The sequence below is a fragment of the Prevotella ihumii genome, assembly GCF_900155655.1.
GTDB lineage: Bacteria > Bacteroidota > Bacteroidia > Bacteroidales > Bacteroidaceae > Prevotella > Prevotella ihumii.
The window spans coordinates 1,090,793-1,108,159 of record NZ_LT706987.1; the positions used below are offsets into that span (position 1 = coordinate 1,090,793).

General features: G+C 41.2%; 16 protein-coding genes. 3 read left to right on the top strand and 13 right to left on the bottom strand.

Annotated features, from left to right (window positions below; translation table 11 throughout):
• Positions 1 to 14: 14 nt before the first annotated feature.
• Both CZ367_RS05180 and CZ367_RS05185 read right to left on the bottom strand, forming a co-directional pair.
• Complete coding sequence (locus CZ367_RS05180; RefSeq protein WP_077195903.1) at positions 15 to 620, bottom strand: DUF4924 family protein; 606 nt, start codon at positions 618 to 620, stop codon at positions 15 to 17.
• 25 nt (positions 621 to 645) lie between these two features.
• Positions 646 to 1,320, bottom strand: coding sequence for a LysE family translocator (locus CZ367_RS05185; RefSeq protein WP_202613140.1), 675 nt, complete (start codon positions 1,318 to 1,320; stop codon positions 646 to 648).
• Between the two features lie 125 nt (positions 1,321 to 1,445).
• Here CZ367_RS05185 and CZ367_RS05190 point away from each other — a divergent pair, with 125 nt between their 5' ends.
• Positions 1,446 to 2,426 (top strand): ROK family protein, encoded by a 981-nt coding sequence (locus CZ367_RS05190; protein ID WP_077195905.1) that lies wholly within the window; start codon positions 1,446 to 1,448, stop codon positions 2,424 to 2,426.
• A gap of 316 nt (positions 2,427 to 2,742) precedes the next feature.
• Here CZ367_RS05190 and CZ367_RS05195 read toward each other — a convergent pair whose 3' ends face one another.
• The 5 genes from CZ367_RS05195 to CZ367_RS05215 form a co-directional block, all read right to left on the bottom strand.
• Positions 2,743 to 3,183 carry a lipocalin-like domain-containing protein gene (locus CZ367_RS05195; protein ID WP_077195906.1) on the bottom strand — a complete coding sequence of 147 codons (441 nt, stop codon included), beginning with the start codon at positions 3,181 to 3,183 and terminating at the stop codon, positions 2,743 to 2,745.
• An 11-nt stretch (positions 3,184 to 3,194) separates the two neighbouring features.
• A complete protein-coding gene (locus CZ367_RS05200; protein ID WP_077195907.1) occupies positions 3,195 to 4,778 on the bottom strand; it encodes a capsule assembly Wzi family protein in 1,584 nt (527 codons plus the stop codon).
• Between the two features lie 324 nt (positions 4,779 to 5,102).
• A complete protein-coding gene (gene tnpC, locus CZ367_RS05205) occupies positions 5,103 to 6,740 on the bottom strand; it encodes an IS66 family transposase (protein WP_237581549.1) in 1,638 nt (545 codons plus the stop codon).
• 84 nt (positions 6,741 to 6,824) lie between these two features.
• A complete protein-coding gene (tnpB, locus tag CZ367_RS05210; protein ID WP_077195909.1) occupies positions 6,825 to 7,169 on the bottom strand; it encodes an IS66 family insertion sequence element accessory protein TnpB in 345 nt (114 codons plus the stop codon).
• 421 nt (positions 7,170 to 7,590) lie between these two features.
• Positions 7,591 to 9,879 (bottom strand): NADP-dependent malic enzyme, encoded by a 2,289-nt coding sequence (locus CZ367_RS05215; protein ID WP_077195910.1) that lies wholly within the window; start codon positions 9,877 to 9,879, stop codon positions 7,591 to 7,593.
• Between the two features lie 135 nt (positions 9,880 to 10,014).
• Between CZ367_RS05215 and CZ367_RS05220 the strand changes: the two genes are divergently transcribed.
• A complete protein-coding gene (locus CZ367_RS05220; RefSeq protein ID WP_077195911.1) occupies positions 10,015 to 10,635 on the top strand; it encodes a TetR/AcrR family transcriptional regulator in 621 nt (206 codons plus the stop codon).
• Between the two features lie 73 nt (positions 10,636 to 10,708).
• Here CZ367_RS05220 and CZ367_RS05225 read toward each other — a convergent pair whose 3' ends face one another.
• On the bottom strand, positions 10,709 to 12,919 hold the full coding sequence (locus CZ367_RS05225; RefSeq protein WP_077195912.1) for a RelA/SpoT family protein: 2,211 nt from the start codon (positions 12,917 to 12,919) through the stop codon (positions 10,709 to 10,711).
• A 110-nt stretch (positions 12,920 to 13,029) separates the two neighbouring features.
• On the opposite strand from CZ367_RS05225, the gene CZ367_RS05230 reads away from it, so the two are divergent.
• Complete coding sequence (locus CZ367_RS05230) at positions 13,030 to 14,559, top strand: DUF4301 family protein (RefSeq protein ID WP_077195913.1); 1,530 nt, start codon at positions 13,030 to 13,032, stop codon at positions 14,557 to 14,559.
• Positions 14,560 to 14,853: 294 nt separating this feature from the next.
• On the opposite strand, the gene CZ367_RS05240 is transcribed toward CZ367_RS05230, so the two are convergent.
• From CZ367_RS05240 to tsaD, 5 genes are all read right to left on the bottom strand, one after another.
• Positions 14,854 to 15,009 (bottom strand): DUF4295 domain-containing protein, encoded by a 156-nt coding sequence (locus tag CZ367_RS05240; protein WP_077195915.1) that lies wholly within the window; start codon positions 15,007 to 15,009, stop codon positions 14,854 to 14,856.
• 35 nt (positions 15,010 to 15,044) lie between these two features.
• The gene (rpmG, locus tag CZ367_RS05245; protein ID WP_004364424.1) at positions 15,045 to 15,233 is read right to left on the bottom strand and encodes a 50S ribosomal protein L33; all 189 of its coding nucleotides are present in this window, start codon (positions 15,231 to 15,233) and stop codon (positions 15,045 to 15,047) included.
• A gap of 5 nt (positions 15,234 to 15,238) precedes the next feature.
• Positions 15,239 to 15,502, bottom strand: coding sequence for a 50S ribosomal protein L28 (rpmB, locus tag CZ367_RS05250; RefSeq protein ID WP_077195916.1), 264 nt, complete (start codon positions 15,500 to 15,502; stop codon positions 15,239 to 15,241).
• 125 nt (positions 15,503 to 15,627) lie between these two features.
• The gene (locus CZ367_RS05255; protein WP_077195917.1) at positions 15,628 to 16,131 is read right to left on the bottom strand and encodes a CinA family protein; all 504 of its coding nucleotides are present in this window, start codon (positions 16,129 to 16,131) and stop codon (positions 15,628 to 15,630) included.
• A gap of 188 nt (positions 16,132 to 16,319) precedes the next feature.
• Positions 16,320 to 17,351, bottom strand: coding sequence for a tRNA (adenosine(37)-N6)-threonylcarbamoyltransferase complex transferase subunit TsaD (gene tsaD, locus CZ367_RS05260; protein WP_077195918.1), 1,032 nt, complete (start codon positions 17,349 to 17,351; stop codon positions 16,320 to 16,322).
• Positions 17,352 to 17,367 lie beyond the last annotated feature (16 nt).

Sequence of the window (17,367 nt, forward strand, 5' to 3'; positions counted from 1 at the left end):
ATTCTCTCGCTTTCTTAGTCTTCAAATATTAAACCTTCGGTTTTATCTTTCTGATAATAGTCTGACAACATTCCAATAAAGGTTGTTATTTCCTTTACGGCTGCATTTGTTTCTTGGCTTATTTCCTTTTTCTGCAAGCGCAACATCATCACACCATAAAGCAAGTCAAAGCAAGTTTCTATCTCGCTGTGACTTAAGTTTGCTGCTATCTCTTTTAAATGTTCTTCATTCTTGCGTGCCATACGGTCTGCCACTTGCTTTGTTTTGCCTCTAAGTTCAACGATAAACGGCAAAACACGGTAGTATTCGGCAGAATAGAATGGGAATTTAGACGATGCAAGCAGCTGGGCGTGAAGCTCAGTAAGGTCTTGCATCAATATTTTATTGATTTGCAAGTGTCCGTTCGTTCTACATCCTTCTTGGTTCATCATACGAACGAGGTCGCCAAACCAGTCTTCTTCCTCTTCTTTTTGTTCGTCTGTATAACCAAATTTATCAATGTATTCACGGCTAATTCGCGACAACGAGCAGTCGTAAACACGTATAATATTCTCTATTTGCCACATATAAAGCAAATATTCAGCAATACTTTTCTTTCTTAATTCTTTTGCTACAAACATACTATTCTAAGTTTGTTGTTTATCTTTAGTAGATAGATGGAAGATGATAAAGATTGAATACTGTTCCCACAAGTACAATTAAAGAGAACAATATAACAATCGAGCCAATGATTCGGTTGATAATCAAAATTCCATTCATATCAAACTTTTCACGGATTTTATCAACCAACCACGTTAGCCCATACCACCACAACAATGCTCCCAATGGAATACAAGCGAAGCCTACCGACATTTCAAAGGGACGCCCAGGGTGTACAAATGCGAATTGGGCATAAGTTGCCATCAATAGGAAGATAATGAGCGGATTAGAGAAAGTAACGAAGAAAGCCGTTATACCATTATGCCACAACGTTCCTTTGGTACGTCCGTTACTATGGATTTTCTTTGTTGGGTCTGACATAAAGCAATATACACCAAACAAAAGCAAAATTATACTACCTGAAATTTGAATAATGAATTGGTAGGCTGGATTTTGTAAGGGCTCCATAATGAAACTCATACCGAGCCCAACCACAAGTGCATATATAAAATCGCTAACAGCTGCGCCCACACCTGTTATAAAACCATACCAACGCCCTTTATTTAAAGTTCGCTGAACACACAAAATGCCTACAGGACCCATCGGTGCTGAGGCAATAAGACCTATTAGGATACCTTTGATTATGAAATCCAAGATATCGAATTGAATTGGAAAAGGCATGTTCATAATTAGGTGCAAAATTGCAAAAATTAAACGGAAAAAACAAATTTAGCAAACAAAAGTTTGTCATATACCACTTTTTTCCTATCTTTGTCCATAGATATTAAACTAAAAGTAAGAGAAAAATGGACGTACAAGAACAAAAGCCATTCGTTATTGGATTGGATTTAGGGGGGACAAATTCAGTATTTGGAATAGTAGACCAGCGTGGCCAAGTGCTCGCTACCAATTCTATCAAGACCCAAGCATACAAGAATGTAGAAGACTTTGTAGATGCTGGTATTGAAGCCTTAAAGCCTATTATTGCTAAAGTAGGTGGTTTAGCTCAAATCAAGGCAATGGGTATAGGTGCACCCAATGGCAATTACTATAGCGGAACAATAGAGTTTGCGCCTAACCTTCCTTGGGGACACGATGGTGTTGTCCCGTTGGCAAAGATGTTTTCCGACAAGTTGGAAGGTTTACCCGTAGCTCTTACCAACGATGCCAATGCTGCTGCTATCGGCGAAATGCAGTATGGCGTGGCAAGGGGAATGAAAAACTTCATTATGATTACGCTCGGAACTGGCGTAGGTTCGGGTATCGTTATCAACGGACAAGTGGTTTATGGTTGTGATGGCTTTGCTGGCGAATTGGGACACGTTACAATGGTTCGTGGCGAGGAAGGCCGACTTTGTGGTTGTGGCCGCAAAGGCTGTTTAGAGACCTACTGTTCGGCTACAGGTGTGGCACGCACAGCACGCGAATTTCTACAAAAATCTGCCGAGCCTTCAATGCTTCGTGAGATAAACCCTGACGAGATAACTTCGCTTGATGTAGCTATTGCAGCAGGAAAAGGCGACAAGATGGCTTTAGAGATTTTTGAATTTACGGGCGAAATGCTTGGTGCAGCGTGTGCCGACTTTGCAAGTTTCTCGTCTCCAGAGGCATTTGTATTCTTTGGCGGACTCACTAAGGCTGGCGATTTGATTATGAATCCTATCAAGAAATCGTACGAAAAGCACGTTATGAAGATATTCAACGACAAGGCTAAATTCTTGGTTAGCTCGCTTGATGATGCTGCCGCAGCCGTCCTTGGTGCATCGGCAATAGGTTGGGAGTTGTAATCCTTAAACTTCCACACTTACGCTTACAACAAGACAGCAAACATATTATAAACGTAAACAACCCAAGCATCTCTTTATGAGGCGTTTGGGTTGTTTTTATTTATCCCAAACCGGTCGTTAGACTTCTTCGAGATTTGCGAGCTTATTTTGAGCTATTTTGGGTTGTTTTTGAAGACGTTTAGCGAGCTAAACAACTGAAATAACAAACGAAAAGAGCCAAAATAAGGTGCAAAAACGAAGAAAAGCATAACAGCTAAACGCTTTAAAAAGTCTTTGCGGGCTAATGAGCGATTTGGGTTTATGTTATACTCTAACTTTAAAATTTATCGAAGTATAACTTTCTATTTCCACTTGTTAATATCAAACGACTATCATTTACAGTAATCCATAAGTCCATTCCGATATTATCAATTCCGTAGTATTGAAGCAACGAAGGCTCTGTCAAAAGTTCATCGCCATTTTCTCTATCGTATCTGTAAGGATTTCTTAGCTTTACCACATCACCTTCTAATGTGTAAAGATACAAGATACTTGGGTGAACATATTCTTTATCCTCCAACTGTAACAATTTACCTTGGAAGAGCCAATATACCTTCTTATCCGAATAATCGGTTTTCACTCCGTCTACCTCCACTGCCGTTAAGTGCCACATTCCGCCAAGCTTATGCCCTACTTTGTCTGACTCTATAGAGCAGCCATAGAAACATAAGAGGGCAAACAAAGCCAACACAACACTATATATTCTTTTTGCTTTCATACATTCAAATCTTAAAATACACCACGTTTACAGAAAGTCAACTGAAAACCATAATTCACACCTCCAAGGATAGAACCAAAGTCGGCACCACAAGCTCCCTTCAAAGTAGAATTGGTAAGCCAATTCTTTTTATCAGGATGGAATTCATATTCCACTTCGCCCAACAAGCTCGCATTATGTTTCACCTTTATATAAGGTTCAGCATACGTTCCCAAGCCATCTTGCCAAGTGCAAAGAAAACGCCATTTCACAAACTGGTTAGGCTTGCCTCCCAAACCTATATGATAAGCAGAGAAACGATTGTTGGCAAATCTTATTTTGCCGTCTTCATTATAAATAGGCGAACGATACAATGGATTTCCCATAGCTTGCCCCCAGTGCTGATTGCCTGTATATATATAATGGTTATAGAAATCGTCCTTTCCGCCCAAATGTTCGGCTATCGTCTTAGTATGGTCGTGATAGATAGGACCGCTCTGATATTTAGAATACATATACTCTAAAACAACTGTGTTCAACCACGAATCGGCTTTAAAATTATATTCAAAACCCAACAACCAGTCTTTTATGCCATAATGCACATACTTACTATCCTTTTTTACTTGCCATTCATCACCAACACCATATCCATCGTAATCAAGGAAAAGCATTGATGAGTGGTCTTCAAAATATTTATCGGCATAAAGCGCATACCTATTTAGGTCGCCATCATATTCCAGACGCATTACCCACGAGCCTAACTGATTGCCTTCAGCGTTCTGATAGGTAGTTTCACCCACATCGCCACCACCCGGTATAAAGGCACGCCAAAAGGTTTTCACACCTTTCTCACCTTCTTTGACAATAGATGAGCCATCGGGTAAAAAGGTATAAGATGTTCCGCCAAAGGTTGAAACCATCTCTAATCCCATTTCTAACGACCAAGGCGAGAATACCTCACGATTGCCCAACTTTAAATAACCTGCTTTAGAGTGATACAATACGCCGTCGGCATACTTACTTTGTTTCATTGTAAAATCGTGCTGCCAATTCTCATCTGTCATCTTCCCATAAGCAATATGGCCTTTCAGATGTAGCCAACCTTTCGTGTGTGGAATTGTCCAATAGTCTTTCAAAGCCAATCTTACTTGCGGTACAGGTCGAGCATTGATACCCAAGGTCTGCGAACCCGTACTAAGTTCGTTGTTTTTCAGTTCCATAGGATACTCTTTCGCACCTACACTCAGCACTCCGTGCAACCATCGTCCTTCTACGTATGCTTGCTGAATTACTACTTTACTGGTATAATTGAAAGGGGCAACAAGGTCTAAACCATAGCCCAATCCCCATTTACGTCCTTCGTCCGTGTTAAGGGTTCTCTCCACCGCACCACGTATATATCCATTCGTTTTCTCTAACGAACTCAATCCGTAACGGTTTGCATTTAGCCACAAAGGTGTCTTATTCCCCGACACACTTCCTTGCATCTCCACCTTGTATTCCACATTTTTCAGCGCACGTGCTTTCACTGTATCTGCCAATATAGGTTCATCAAATTGAGCCTTAGCCGATGTGATAGCCGCCACACCTAATGCAGCCAAGAATAGTCTTTTCATAAAGATATAAATATAGTTTTCGGCAAAGTTACAAAAAAATATCTGTTCTTCTGTACATAGAGAATCGAATCTTACAAAATAGAATGCGAAATTAACCCAAAACGCTTATTAGAACAGTTAGGAGATTTTTCTATTATTATTGAAACTTATGAGATGTTTTTTTGCTTTATTTTGCCGACATCTGCAGTCACATAGCTCGCTATGCTCCTTTGATATATACAAAATAATCGCAAAAATACATTTTCATTGTAAGCATCCAATATTAGCCGCCTTTCACACCAACAAATAACCCTTATATGTCTGGCAGCATATAAGGGTTATTTGTTATTTGAAGTTTGAAGGTAGCATTTTCGTGAGTTCCTCCTCCGTCATGTCGAGCAGGGGCTTTGAAAGGATTTCCTTCATCCATTTGTATGGCTCTATGTCTGCCTCCCTGCAACACGCCATAAAGGTATAGAAGATGGCGTTGTTCTCCGCTCCCTCATTGTTACCACAGAACAGGTAGTTCTTTCTTCCAAGCGTGATGGGTCTGATGGCCTGTTCCATAAGGTTGTTGTCTATGTTGAAGCGTCCGTCCTGCACATACCTGCCAATGCGTATCCATACGGCGAAGGCATAACGCAGTGCCTTCTCCATAGCTTCGCCTGGGGTGTACTGTTTGTGTACATCCAACATATAGGTCTCCAAATACTTAAGAATGGGATAAGCTTTAGCCTTTCGTTCTGTCTCCACTTCCTCGGGTGGTGCTTTCTTGTGTTTGAGGTTTTCCTCCAACTCATAAAGCGTGGCTATCGTTTCGATGATATGGGCGGCGTTCTTATCGTCAGCCGCCAGATGTTCGAACTTACGTCTCACGTGTGCCATACATCCTAACAGCACGATGCCCTGTACGTTCTCAAACCTGCTGTAGACCTCATATCCATCAGACTGTATGGCACCCTGGTAGCCCTTGAACAGCTCATCTGCCACAGCGCCCGACCGCGACCCGTCCTTCCAATGGAAGAACACACCCTGGGAGTGTATGGCGTCACGCACGCCCCACAGGTATCCCTTGCGCGTCTTTCCCTTGCGGTCGGCAACCTGTACGCTGGTCTCGTCAACCTGAAGGTAAGGACTTTGCAGGATCTGTCTTACTTGAAGTTTGTAAAGTGGATAAAGTGCATCGGCGACATCGTGAACCCAGCTGTTGACGGTTGAGGTGGGGAGGTTCACGCCCAGTTCCTTCCATCTTTCACATTGCCTATACTCGGGCTGGTGATAGGCGAATTTGGCGGTGATGATTTCGGCGAGCAGGGAAGCGTCGGCAAAACAATCCACCGCTTGCTTTTTCAAGGGGGCTTCCAGGATGTCGACCTTCGCATCCGTTGGCCGGGCTTCCTTCAGGCGGCAGATGACACGATCTTCTACCCTGACATAAAAGGATGAGGGACGCAGACACAGATGCTCACTTCTGTCATGTCCGATGATGACCATGCGCTCAGCGTCATAACCCTCTGGATATATCTCCGTCACCTGTCGCTCTATATTCTCGGGAACATAGGAGGCGTAGGCCCTACCCTTTCTGGAAGGACGGCTCACACGGCGTGATGACCTGCGTTGTCCGGCCTGCTGTTTTATCTCCTTGATGATGGGAAGGGCTTCTACCCGAGCCAAGGAACCCTCTTTGGCCCACTGCTCGTCAAAAAGCGTACCCGCCCAGCCGCTTGCACTCTCAGGCAGGCGTTTCTCGCTGCGCCTGCCAAATACCATGCGCTCAAGTTCAAGAATACGACGGGACTTTCGTTCCAGCTCAGCATCCTTAATCTTAAGCTCAGCATCCTTGTTTTTGAGTTGAGTATCCTTGTTCTTAAGCTCAGCATCCTTGTTCTTGAGTTGAGCATCCTTAATCTTAAGCTCAGCATCCCTTTGCTCAAGAAGTTTAACAACAGCTTCCCGAGTGAGAGAATGGTAGTCAGATGTCATTGTGCAATAAGGCATATCCATCACATTATCAGTTCTTTATACGATGTAAAGTTACGAAAAATATCTGACACTGACAAGAAAATACTAAGATTTATTGTATCTTTTTCTTCGGTAGCAATTAGGATTTATACCTTCAATATAGAGTACCAATTCGTCCCAGCGAAGTTCATAAAATCCAGTTCTCGCCCGTATGATTTTAGGACTCAGGCAACCCTGTGCCATCTGCTTGTGATACACGACAAAACCACAGCGTTCCCAGTGCAGCAATTTAATTCGGTTACGGGCTCGATTGTAGAAAACGTAGACAACACCATCAGAAGGATTGAAGTCATTGCTGCGTACCAATTGGGACAGGCGAAGAATACCCTGACGCATATCCACAGGAGTGCAACAAACCCGAAAAACATTTGTTTCGTTGAGTACAAACATAAGTTTTTCGGGCAAAGGTAGTAAAGCAAAAATGTTACACAAAGGCGGCTAATATTGGATGCTTACTTTTCATTCTAACGACCGATTTGGGTTTAATAGATGGATAAACGAAATTACAGAACTCAACAAAATAAATGATAAGGAGTTAAGGAAATATAGAACAAGCTGAAGAGAAATGCAGAAATAGAAAAACGCATTTGTAACTTTTTGAAAACAAAGGAGTTACAAATGCGTTCTAAAACATATATGTATGAGGGTGTCAAAGTTGAACTTTGAGAGGGTAAAACATATATGTTTAGGAGGCCCAAACATATATGTTTTACAATTCAAAGATAGAGGGATTACTTACGAAAGATGGAGCAAGGAAAAATAGAACAACACACGTTCGGTCTTACCCCATCTGTCTATTAAGTAAATAAACTTACTTTTTTTGCTTCAATTTTCCTACGTATGCATCTATTACTGCTACGGCTGTAATGTTGACGATGTCACGTACCGAGGCTTCAGAATCGGTAAAGTGGATAGGCTTGTTCAGTCCTATTTGGATAGGGCCTATAACTTCAGTCTCTGGGCTTAGATGTTGCAACATCTTGTAAGAGGTATTTGCCGATGAAAGATTTGGGAAAATGAGGGTGTTTACGTCCTTGCCCTTTAAGCGTGTAAATGGATATTTCTCGTCTCTAAGTTCACGATTGAAGGCAAAGTTTACCTGCATTTCTCCATCAATAGCCCAATCGGGATATTTCTCTTGCACAATACTTATCGCATCGTGTACACTCTCAGGCGAGCCTCCTGTATCGGTACCAAAGTTAGAGAACGAAACCATTGCTGCCACAGGTTCATCGTTGAAGAAGGTTACAGCCTCGTGGGTGAGTTTAGCTATATCGACCAAAGCCTCGGTATTAGGGTGACGATTGATAAGCGTATCCGAAATGTAATACGTTCCTCGCTTAGAGTTAAGAATGTGTACAGCTGCAAAATGGTTGTACTCAGGACGAATACCCACAATCTCTTTTGCAGTATTAATGGTATCGCTGTATCGGGTATAAAGCCCTGTGATAAAGGCATCTGCATCGCCATGTTCAACCATTGCCATACCAAAGTAATTGCGCTCGTACATTTTGTCGTAAGCCTCAACAAAATTGAAACCTTGGCGAGCACGCTTTTCTGCCAAATGCTTAGCGTATGTGGCACGGCGTCCTTGCTCCTTGTCGGCACGCATATCAATGATTTCTATGCCTGTTAGGTCGAGCTTCAAGCGGTTTGCCACACGGTTAAGACGGTCGGGATTTCCTAAAAGGATAGGTTGGCAAATGCCTTCTTGCTTAGCCTGAATGGCTGCTTTCATCATATTCTGATGTCCGCCTTCAGCAAATACTACACGTTGTGGGTGACGTGCTGCAGTGGCATGAATGGTACGTGTCAGTTTGGTTTCTTGACCTAAAAGTTGGCGAAGATTTTGCTTATACACCTCAAAGTCGGCTATCGGTGTGCGTGCCACTCCGCTTTCCATTGCTGCACGTGCCACGGCTGCGCTTACTTCAGTTATCAATCGAGGGTCAACAGGTTTTGGAATAAAGTAGTTTGCACCGAACGAAAGGTCGTTTACGTGATATACTTCGTTCACCACATCGGGTACGGGCTGCTTTGCCAAGTCGGCTATGGCGTGTACGGCAGCTATCTTCATTTCTTCGTTGATGGCACGTGCGTGCACGTCTAATGCGCCACGGAAGATATAAGGGAAACCTATCACGTTGTTGATTTGGTTAGGATAGTCGGAGCGACCTGTCGACATAATTATATCTTTGCGAGCCTCCAAAGCATCTTCGTATGATATTTCAGGAACAGGATTGGCAAGTGCAAAAACAATAGGATTGGCGTTCATCGATTGTACCATCTCTTTTGTGAGTACATTGCCTTTAGACAAACCTACAAAAACATCGCTACCACATACAGCCTCTTCCAAGGTATGTACATCACGGCGGTCGGTTGCAAAGAGTGCTTTTTGAGGGGTAAGGTTTTCACGGTCGGAGGTGATAACGCCACGAGAGTCGAGCATAAGAATGTTTTCACGCTTTAAGCCCAACGCCATATACAGTTTGGTGCACGAAATGGCAGCTGCACCTGCACCATTGACTACGAGTTTCACCTCTGCAATGTCCTTGCCCGCTACTTCTAACGCATTTTTGAGTCCTGCTGCTGAAATGATGGCTGTTCCGTGTTGGTCGTCATGCATTACAGGAATATTGAGTGTGCGCTTCAAGCGTTCCTCTATATAGAAACATTCGGGAGCTTTGATGTCTTCAAGATTTATTCCACCAAAGGTTGGGGCAATCTTTTCTACTGCTTCGCAAAACTTCTCAGGGTCTGTTTCGTCTATTTCTATGTCGAATACGTCTACTCCTCCATATATCTTAAACAGCAATCCCTTTCCTTCCATTACAGGTTTACCGCTCATCGCACCAATGTTGCCAAGTCCTAAAACCGCTGTTCCGTTTGATATTACTGCAACAAGATTGCCCTTATTGGTGTATTTATAAACATTATCGGGGGTTTCTTGAATTTCTAAACAAGGGTAAGCTACCCCTGGTGAGTAAGCCAAACTTAAGTCGGTTTGGGTGCTATATGGTTTGGTCGGTATTACTTCTATTTTACCAGGACGGCTATGCTGGTGATATTCTAACGCCGCCTCTTTTGTTATCTTTACCATAATGATTTGATATTTTTAATGTTATCAACTGTACAAATTATATTGTTTGCACAAAGTTAATAATTTATAGCATAAAAGAAATTGCATTGACAAGTTTTTTTTGTACTTTTGCCATTATATAATCAAAAATATGTTATGATGAATATAGAGAACCCGTATAGAATAGAATTGAAGAAAAAAATATTGATAGCTGCACGGTCGATGTTTTTCAAGGACGGCATACGTAAAGTGAAGATGGACGATATAGCCAACCACCTTAAAATTTCAAAGCGAACTCTATACGAAATTTATGATAACAAGGAGGTTTTGTTGCACGGAGTGTTACAGCTTAACGAGGAGGAACACTTGAAACGCCTAAAAGCTTTTGATACACCTGGTACAAATGTTATCAATATTATTATTGAGGCTTTTAATCTTAAAACACAAGAAGTCAATCCTGCTTTCTATGAAGATATTAGTCGCTATCCATCGCTTATCGAAAAGATAAGAGAACGCAAGCAGAAGCAAGCAGGTCAGACTAAAGAATTTGTAAAGCGTGGTATTGAAGAAGGCTATTTTTTGCCTAATATAAAGATAGAAATATTGATGCAGTTGGCTGATGCTTCGGTTCACTTTGTGATGAGCCAACAATTGTATAAAACTTATAGTATGAAAGATATTTTTTACACATACATAATGGTTTACGCACGTGGAATTTGTACATTAAAAGGTATTGAACTAATAGAACAATACTTAGAGGAGTTGGATCAGAAATAAACAATAATGGCTGAGAATTTCTTCGTTCTCAGCCATTATTGTTTTCGCTTTATGTTTTTTAAAACAGTGGTCACTAAATACGAGTAACTTGTTTTACACCTTTCACATTTGAAATTTTCTTGATAAGAAGTTTAAGTTTTGAGGTATCTTCTATCAATACTACAAGGTTGCAAGAGAAGAGTCCATCGTGCGAATCTATATTGATAGAACGCATTACAACCTTCTCTTCTTTAGACAGAATATTTGTTATATTGCTCACAATACCTATATCATCGTTACCAATGATACGCAGCGTAATGCTATAATTTGAACCTCCCTTCCCACTCCATCGAGCTTTCACAATGCGATAACCAAAGCGTTTGCGCAATTCAGGTGCATTAGGGCAGTCTTTGCGATGGATTTTTATTCCGCCATTTACAGTTACAAATCCAAAAACATTGTCTCCATAGATAGGATTACAGCACTTTGAGAGAGAAAAGTCTATACCTTTAAGGTTCTGACCTATCACTAAAACATCTTCATTAGCCTTTAGGCGTTGGGCAGTATCGTCTTCCAACTCAAAGTTTTCTGCACTCTCAGCTTCTCTTGTTGGATTTAAATTGTGCTCACGATTATAGATTTTTTGATACTTATCTATCACTTCGTTCACATCAAGTTTATCTTCGGCAATGTTTCGATAGAAATCTGACACTTCTTTAAAGCCAAGTTGCTTTATCAAGTGATACATCACCTGCTCTTCTATTTCTATCTTCTTGTTCTTAAACCTTCGCTCAAGCATCTCTTTAGCGTATGTTCCCATTGCTGCCTGTGTTTCTTTCAATGCTAAACGAATTTTAGAACGAGCCTTAGAAGACTTCACTATCGAAAGCCATTCTTGTTTAGGCGACTGATTATTTGCCGTCATTACCTCAACGGTGTCTCCACTATGAAGTTCTGTTCGGATAGACACATTCTTATGATTTATCTTTCCACCAACACATTGGTTTCCAACTTTTGAGTGGATATGGTAAGCAAAGTCTAAGAGTGTAGCTCCTTTAGGAAACTTCAAAAGGTCGCCTTTGGGCGTGAAAACATAAATTTCTTTATCGTAAAGGTCGAGCTTAAACTGGTCCATTACCTCAAGATTGCTTCCAGCCTCTAATGCCGAACGAATAGAAGCCAACCAGTTGTCCATTCCTCCTTCAGCCTTCACACCTTTGTAACGCCAATGTGCTGCCAATCCGTGTTCAGCTATTTCGTCCATTCGTTCGGTTCGTATCTGTACTTCTACCCATTTCTGTTGAGGCCCAAGCACAGTTATATGAAGACATTCGTAGCCATTCGACTTCGGTACAGAAATCCAATCACGTAGTCGTTTTGGGTTGGGCTGGTACATATCGGTAACAATAGAGTAAGCTTGCCAGCATTGCATCTTCTCTCTTTGTTCAGGTGCATCAAGAATAATACGGATAGCAAACAAGTCGTAAATGCCCTCGAAAGCGCATTTCTGCTTCTTCATCTTTTGCCAAATGGAATGGATAGACTTTGTGCGACCTTTGATGTGAAAGCGTAAACCTGAATTTTGAAGTTCTTTACTTATAGGTGCAATAAACTCAGCCACGTACGCATCACGGGCTTTCTTGGTTTCGTTGAGCTTCTCCTTTATATGATAGTAAGCGTCGTGTTCCAAGTATTTGAGCGATAAGTCCTCTAATTCGCTCTTCAACTGATAAAGACCAAGCTTGTGCGCTAAAGGTGCATAGAGATAACTTGCCTCTTCCGAGACTTGTCGCTGTGCCTCTTTGTTCTCCGTATCACGTATTTGGCGCATCAAGTTTACACGGTCGGCTATCATAATGAGAATAACACGCATATCTTCAGCGAAGGATAGCAAAAGATTGCGGAAGTTTTCGCTCTCAATAATTGGATTTTTCTCATACAATTTCTTTATTCGCACAATACCTTTCACTATCTTCAAAACATTTTCGCCATAAGTTTTGGCCAATGTCTCTTCAGTGATTGTGCCATTCAAATAGCCTGAATAAAAGATAATAGCAAAAACGGAGTCACGCTTTAATCCTATATCTTTCACCGCAATGAGCGAGGTTTGGAGAGAACACAGCAAGGTATTCAGTCCGAAAACATTACGTTCGATAGCGTTATTCTCCTCTACTGAATGAAAATAATCCAATATTCTGCGTTCATCGTCTTGATGTAACGTGTCTCCCAATACTTTCTTTAACTCCTCGAAGAGGGCATTAAAGCGTATTTTCTCGTCTGCTGTGAAAAATAAAGAAGTGTTCATAAGCGCATTAAAATTTCATTACAAAGATACAAAAAAATACGAAAACATTCCCGAAATTCATAAAAAGTAACTATATTTGCCCTATCCTAAATACTTAAAATCGTATTTTTATGCTAACAAAACAAGATGAAACACAATTAGCAGAGAAAGGTATTACCTGTGCTGACTTGGAGAAACAATTATCCAACTTCAAGACAGGCTTCCCCTTCCTTAAACTTGATAGTGCTGCAACAATCAATAATGGTATTCAGAAACTATCTCAAAACAATGTAAACAATCTAATTACAGAGTGGGGCAACTATCTCAAAACGGAGCATAACATCGTGAAATTTGTTCCTGCTTCTGGTGCTGCAAGTCGTATGTTCAAGGACTTATTTGTCTTCTTAGATGCAGAATACAACACCCCGACTACAGCTTTTGAAGTAGCATTTTTCAATAATATCACCCAATTTGCCTTTTATGAAGCGTTGAACAAGCAATGTCTGACCAACGAGGGACAAGATATTGCTACCTTAATACAAGACAATCAATATAAAGCAGTGGTGGCAAACCTTTTGAAAGATAAAGGTTTAAATTATGGTCATTTGCCCAAAGGCTTATTGTTCTTCCATCGTTACACTAACGAGATACGAACTGCAATGGAAGAACATTTGGTGGAAGCTGCTCAATACACCGCAACAAAAGGTACAGCAAAGGTACATTTCACAGTTTCACACGAACACATCAACCTCTTCAAAACTGCAGTTGCTCACAGCGTAAATAAATACGAAAAGGCTTACAACATCAAATATGCAATTGACTTTTCTGAACAGAAACCAAGTACAGACACCATAGCTGCCAATACAGACAATACTCCTTTTAGAGAAGAAGATGGGTCTTTGGTATTCCGCCCGGGAGGTCACGGAGCATTAATTCAGAACTTGAACGAGCTCAACGCTGATGTGGTATTTATTAAAAATATAGATAACGTAGTACCCGACCACATCAAACAAGAAACCATAACTTGGAAAAAAGCAATTGCAGGTTACTTGGTTAGCGTACAAAAGAAAACCTTTGAGTATATCAGAATACTAAAATCAGAGGCGTATAATGCAGCAGACTTAAATGAAATAGGCAATTTCATTGAGCAAACACTTTGTTGCAAACACCCTAATATTTCAGCCTTGTCAACTCAAGAATTAGCTCAATACTTCTTAAACAAACTCAATCGTCCGATAAGAGTTTGCGGAATGGTGAAGAACAGTGGAGAGCCAGGTGGCGGACCTTTCTTTGCCTACAATCCTGATGGTACGATAAGTCTCCAAATACTTGAAAGTTCACAGATAGACAAGAACAATGTTGAAGCCTTGAGAATGTTCAAGGAAGGCACTCACTTCAACCCTGTAGACTTGGTATGTGGCATAAAAGATTACGAAGGGAAAACTTTTAACCTTCCCGACTTTGTTGATCCACAGACAGGGTTCATCAGCAACAAATCAAAGAATGGTAAAGAACTGAAAGCATTAGAACTTCCGGGGCTGTGGAATGGAGCTATGAGCAATTGGAATACCATTTTTATAGAAGTACCCGCTATAACCTTCAACCCTGTAAAAACAGTAAACGACCTTCTTCGCACAGAGCATCAGCCTGCGAACGCATAAGGTTAAACCCAAATCGATCATTAGCCCGCAAAGGCTTTTTAAAGCGTTTAGATGTTATGCTTTTCTTCGTATTTGCACCTTATTTTGGCTCTTTTCGTTTATTTTTTTCAGTTGTGTAGCTCGCTAAACGTCTTCAAAAACAACCAAAAATAGATCAAAATAAGCTCGCAAATCTCGAAGAAGGCTAACGACCGATTTGGGTTAAAACTTTCAACAATAAGAGAAAGGAAACCTATAAACATAAAAAGGGGATTGCAAAACTGCAATCCCTTTTTATAATTCATATTGAAATTCTTACTTGAAGAACTTCTGTACATCTTCGTTTGGTACCATTTTCTCATCAAAGATATAAGCACCTGTCTTAGGGCTCTTTACCATCTTGATAACTTTTGTATATGCGCGACCATCCGTTGAACCTTCACGAAGGGTAGCGACCGCTTTCTTTGCCATAGTCTAAAAATGTTTTAACTATTTAATAAACGTGCTTACTTAATCTCCTTGTGAAGAGTCATCTTCTTAAGAATTGGGTTATACTTCTTGAGCTCAAGACGCTCAGCAGTATTCTTACGATTCTTAGTTGTAATATAACGGCTTGTACCTGGCAGACCGCTACTCTTCATTTCAGTACATTCAAGAATAACTTGAACTCTATTGCCTTTAGCTTTCTTTGCCATGATAATTAGTCTCCTATTACTTTAATGTCCTTCCAGTCAACATAACCTTTAGACACAGCCTGCTTCAATGCTTGATCCAAGCCGACTTTGTTGATAAGACGAAGACCAGCAGCGCTAATCTTCAATGAGATCCAGCAACCTTCTTCTACATAGTAGAATTTCTTGCTGAAGAGGTTTACGTCAAAGCTGCGCTTTGTGCGGTGCTTTGAGTGAGACACATTGCAACCAATTTGTGCCTTCTTTCCTGTGATTTGACAAATCTTAGACATCTCTATCTTTAGTTTTGTAATTCGTTAATGATACCTATTCCAAACAGGGTGCAAAATTACAAAATTTATTTAAATACACAAAGAAAACCACAATATAATGTATCTAATTAAGTTTTTTTGTGAGTTTAACCTTGTTTTTCAAGCTTTTCGTTGATAAAATCGAGCATCAAGTGCATAGCTTTATTGGTAGCAATGGCAAGGTTGATGTCGCGTCCAAAGTTCTCTGTAAGTTTGAAGGTGCGAATATCGTCTTTGCTGCCATAACCTATCCAAATTGTACCTACAGGATTTTCAGGGGTTCCACCTCCAGGTCCAGCCACGCCCGTTGCCGAAATAGCATAATCTACTCCGAGTGTACGTATAGCACCTTCCACCATTTCGCGTGCCACTTCTTCGCTTACAGCTGTGTGTGCTTCAAGTGTAGTTTGCTGAACGCCCAACACGTTGGTTTTCACATCGTTAGTATAGCATATCACACCTCCTTTAAAATAGTTTGAAGCACCTGGGATAGCTATTATTGCCTGTGCTATGCGCCCACCTGTGCAACTTTCTGCTGTGCCAAGAGTGATACCTGAAGAATAAAGAATATCGCCTATCTGTCGTGAAATAATCTTGCTTTCAAATTCCATAGTTTTATTTTTTAGATCGTTAGAAAGGACTAAAGAGAGTTAGGAAGGAGTTAGAGAGATTGCCCAACAGCAGTTTTACAGCGTCGTAAGTCAATGAAAATAATGCTCACTACGTTTCTCGTTAGGCTCCACAACTCGACCGCTCTCCTTACGCCTTTTAACCTTTCAACTTCTTTAATTATTAAGTTCTATTCAAATGTAACCTTGCTAAATGCGGGCATATCTATTGTACCAAACTTTTGGTCACGATACTTGAATGTACCCACACTTGCTATCATTGCTGCATTGTCGGTGGTATAGCTGAATTTGGGGATATAGATAGTCCACCTATACTTGCCTGCGTGTTCTTGGAAAGCATTGCGAAGACCGTTGTTTGCCGACACTCCACCAGCCACAGCAACGTGCTTGATACCTGTATCTTTAACTGCCTTGCGCAATTTCTTCATCAATATGTCGACAATGGTAAACTCAAGGCTGGCTGCAATGTCTTCCTTATGATTTTCAATAAAGTTTTCTTCGCCTGCCACCCACTCTCTAAGATTGTAGAGGAACGAGGTTTTAAGTCCCGAAAACGAATAGTCGTAGCCAGGAACATTGGGTTCGGCAAACTTGTATGCCTTCGGATTGCCTTGACGAGCCAACTTATCAATAATCGGACCACCGGGATAGCCTAAGCCCATTACCTTAGAACATTTGTCAATCGCCTCGCCTGCCGCATCGTCAATGGTCTGACCCATCACCTCCATATCGTTGTAAGCATTTACACGAACAATTTGCGAGTTGCCACCCGATACCAAAAGGCAGATGAAAGGGAAAGGTGGTTGATGGTTATCGTCCTCGGTTTCCTTGATGAAGTGTGCCATCACGTGCCCTTGAAGATGGTTCACATCAATGAGAGGAATACCTAACGAACGTGCAAAACCTTTAGCAAAGTTGATACCCACAAGCAAACTACCCATCAACCCTGGGCCACGCGTATAGGCAATAGCCGAAAGTTGCTCCTTGGTAATGCCAGCTCGCTTAATGGCTTGGTCTACCACAGGCACAACGTTCTGTTGATGCGCACGTGATGCCAATTCGGGCACAACGCCTCCGTATGCCTTATGCACATCTTGCGAAGCGGTAACATTGCTGAGTATCACCCCATTCTTGAGCACAGCCGCACTCGTGTCGTCGCAACTGCTCTCTATACCTAATATATATATATCCTGATTTTCCATTCTTTATTACCTTAGG

Excerpts from the sequence above, each read along its gene's own strand:
- CZ367_RS05180 (WP_077195903.1), bottom strand. The coding sequence starts at position 620 with ATGTTTGTAGCAAAAGAATTAAGAAAGAAAAGTATTGCTGAATATTTG.
- CZ367_RS05185 (WP_202613140.1), bottom strand. The coding sequence starts at position 1,320 with ATGCCTTTTCCAATTCAATTCGATATCTTGGATTTCATAATCAAAGGT.
- CZ367_RS05190 (WP_077195905.1), top strand. The coding sequence starts at position 1,446 with ATGGACGTACAAGAACAAAAGCCATTCGTTATTGGATTGGATTTAGGG.
- CZ367_RS05195 (WP_077195906.1), bottom strand. The coding sequence starts at position 3,183 with ATGAAAGCAAAAAGAATATATAGTGTTGTGTTGGCTTTGTTTGCCCTC.
- CZ367_RS05200 (WP_077195907.1), bottom strand. The coding sequence starts at position 4,778 with ATGAAAAGACTATTCTTGGCTGCATTAGGTGTGGCGGCTATCACATCG.
- tnpC (WP_237581549.1), bottom strand. The coding sequence starts at position 6,740 with ATGACATCTGACTACCATTCTCTCACTCGGGAAGCTGTTGTTAAACTT.
- tnpB (WP_077195909.1), bottom strand. The coding sequence starts at position 7,169 with ATGTTTGTACTCAACGAAACAAATGTTTTTCGGGTTTGTTGCACTCCT.
- CZ367_RS05215 (WP_077195910.1), bottom strand. The coding sequence starts at position 9,879 with ATGGTAAAGATAACAAAAGAGGCGGCGTTAGAATATCACCAGCATAGC.
- CZ367_RS05220 (WP_077195911.1), top strand. The coding sequence starts at position 10,015 with ATGATGAATATAGAGAACCCGTATAGAATAGAATTGAAGAAAAAAATA.
- CZ367_RS05225 (WP_077195912.1), bottom strand. The coding sequence starts at position 12,919 with ATGAACACTTCTTTATTTTTCACAGCAGACGAGAAAATACGCTTTAAT.
- CZ367_RS05230 (WP_077195913.1), top strand. The coding sequence starts at position 13,030 with ATGCTAACAAAACAAGATGAAACACAATTAGCAGAGAAAGGTATTACC.
- CZ367_RS05240 (WP_077195915.1), bottom strand. The coding sequence starts at position 15,009 with ATGGCAAAGAAAGCGGTCGCTACCCTTCGTGAAGGTTCAACGGATGGT.
- rpmG (WP_004364424.1), bottom strand. The coding sequence starts at position 15,233 with ATGGCAAAGAAAGCTAAAGGCAATAGAGTTCAAGTTATTCTTGAATGT.
- rpmB (WP_077195916.1), bottom strand. The coding sequence starts at position 15,502 with ATGTCTAAGATTTGTCAAATCACAGGAAAGAAGGCACAAATTGGTTGC.
- CZ367_RS05255 (WP_077195917.1), bottom strand. The coding sequence starts at position 16,131 with ATGGAATTTGAAAGCAAGATTATTTCACGACAGATAGGCGATATTCTT.
- tsaD (WP_077195918.1), bottom strand. The coding sequence starts at position 17,351 with ATGGAAAATCAGGATATATATATATTAGGTATAGAGAGCAGTTGCGAC.